Consider the following 2,500-nt stretch of genomic DNA (forward strand, 5'->3'; position numbering starts at 1 on the left):
TGTCAACGGCGGCGTAATATCCGGCCATTGGGGCGGAGCAAAAGTCGTCCAGTTTGTGCCGCGCCTTGGGGCGTGATGCCCTCAAGTAGCAAGCACGTTCCAAGGCGCGTTGGCCGTCAGGTCAACCTGATGGTGTGTTAGGTTTTGGTACGTTTTGATTTGCTCTGATTGAGCCTGTAGCTTTCACCATTCATCTCGAGAATGTTCACGTGATGGGTGAGCCGGTCCAGCAAAGCACCTGTCAGGCGTTCCGTGCCAAAGGTTTCTGTCCACTCTTCGAACGGCAAGTTGCTGGTGATGAGTGTTGATCCGCGCTCATAGCGTTGCGAGATCAGTTCGAACAGCAGTTCAGCGCCTGTTTTACTGAGCGGCACAAAGCCCAGTTCATCGATGATCAAGAGGCTGACTTTGGCGAGCTGGCGCTGTAATCGTAGCAGCCGTTTCTCGTCACGCGCCTCCATCAACTCATTCACCAGTGAGGCCGCCGTGACGAAGGCGACAGGCATGCCTTTTTGGCAGGCGGCCAGACCCAGCCCGAGGGCGACGTGGGTCTTTCCAGTACCTGATGGGCCGAGCGCGATGACATTCTCCCGCCGCTCAATCCAGTCGCACCGCGCCAGATCCAAGACCATCATCTTGTTCAGTGACGGGATCGCCTTGAAGTCGAAGCTGTCCAAGCTTTTGACGGCTGGGAACTTGGCGGACTTGATCCGGCGCTCGACCATGCGACGTTCGCGGTCGATCAGTTCCAACTCAGTCAGCCGGGCCAGATAGCGCACATGATCCACGCCCTGCGCGGCACAGATGCGCGCGAGCTTGTCGTGTTCGCGCAGGAAGGTCGGTAGGCGCAGGGTTTTGAGGTGGTTGGCCAAGAGCAGTTCTGGTGCGTCGGTCATCGCGCATCTCCGCAAAGCAGGCTCATATAGGATGCCGCAGATGTCGTGGCGACATTCGTTCTGGGTAGAAACGGATAGAGATCCAAATCCAACCGAGGCTGTCTGCGTTCAACGCGGCATAGCACAAGGTGTTTGATGGCATCAAAGCTGATGGCTCCCATCTGAAGCGCATCTTTGACTGCATTGTGCAGCACCTCCATCTCGAAGCGTTCCAGCAATCGGAGAACCTGCACATACTCGCGCTTCCCAGTCTTACCCCGCCGTGCTTCCAGCAGCCGTAGCAACGTGGAGAACGCATCAGGTAGGTCCCAATCTTGCAGCGGCGCGGCCTGATCAAAGGCCATGATTTTGTGTTCAATCAGTCGTAGATAATGCACAGGATCAAAGGTGATGTCGTCTTTGTCGTAAGACCGAACATGCTGCGCAATCACTTCAGCAGCGCAGCCGATAACAACACGGTCAACAAATCCCTTTATCCAGACCTCGCGGTGGCCGAAGGCCACCGGCACTGAGTAATCATTACCGCGATAGCGCACCACAGATGTCGACGTGACCTGACCACTGCGCAGGTCACAGGCCTCAAACGGTGCAGCAGGTAGGGTCTGCATAGCGCCCAGATCAGCCCGCAATCGTCCGCCGATGCTGACCTTATGGCCGCGCAGGATGTCTACTTGTCGCTTGCAGCACTGCTCTTCGAGATAATCGTTAAACGCATCCCAACTCGCAAAGCGGGGCATTGGTACCATGAAGTTACGACGAGAATAGCCGACGAGACCTTCTACTTTACCTTTGTCGTTCCCCTTTCCAGGCCGACCATACCGATCCCGGATCACATAGTGCGACAGCATCGCGCTGAACCGCTGTGTTCTCTGACGTTCACCATTCGGCATGATCTTTGCGACCAAGCAACGGTCATTGTCGTAGAGGATCGACTGCGGCACCGCGCCAAAGAACGTAAACGCATGAACATGCCCGTCCAACCAAGCCTCAGTGTTCGCGGCTGGATAGGCACGGACGTAACAAGCATCACTATGCGGCAGATCCAGCGCAAAGAAATACGCTTTCTGTTCAACACCACCAATGACAACCAGCGCTTCACCAAAGTCAGCCTGCGCATGTCCGGGCGGATGGCTTAACGGCACGAACATCTCACGAGAGCCACGCTTTTTGCTGCGCACATAATCTTTGACGATGGTGTAACCGCCATCGAACCCGCATTCATCACGGAGCCGCTCAAAAATGCGCTTGGCAGTGTGCCGCTGTTTGCGAGGGCGGTCTTTGTCTTCAACCAACCATTGATCAATCTGATCAACATAAGCATCCAACTTCGGGCGTTTGATCGCAGCCGTCCGCCTATACCCAGGAGGCTCAGAATACGCCAACATCTTTGCAACGCTGTCTCGGCTGATCCCAAAATCCCGAGCTATCTGCCGCCCGCTCAACCCATCATGAAAATGGGCGCGCCGCACCTTCAAATATAATTCCACGGTGAATATCCCCAAGCCCTCCCATCAAGTGAAAGGGCCAAAGTGGCCGACTTTTAAGCCGCCCGCGACAACACAACGCCGCCGCTACCGTGGCCGAGTATTGCTCCGCCGATTACA

At 55.8% G+C, this 2,500-nt stretch carries 2 protein-coding genes; both read right to left on the bottom strand.

The annotated features are described in order from the left end of the window. Positions 1-137: 137 nt before the first annotated feature. Positions 138-896: an IS21-like element helper ATPase IstB gene (gene istB, locus ACFWW2_RS16590; RefSeq protein WP_393929744.1), complete on the bottom strand. Its 759-nt coding sequence runs from the start codon at positions 894-896 to the stop codon at positions 138-140. After that, positions 893-2,392, bottom strand: a complete 1,500-nt coding sequence (gene istA, locus ACFWW2_RS16595) for an IS21 family transposase (RefSeq protein ID WP_393929746.1) — start codon at positions 2,390-2,392, stop codon at positions 893-895. Before istA ends, istB begins: the two co-directional genes overlap by 4 nt. Positions 2,393-2,500 lie beyond the last annotated feature (108 nt).

Source organism: Yoonia sp. R2-816 (assembly GCF_046762905.1).
Classification (GTDB): Bacteria; Pseudomonadota; Alphaproteobacteria; order Rhodobacterales; family Rhodobacteraceae; genus Yoonia.

Coding starts and splice junctions, on each gene's coding strand:
- istB (WP_393929744.1), bottom strand. CDS start 896: ATGACCGACGCACCAGAACTGCTCTTGGCCAACCACCTCAAAACCCTG.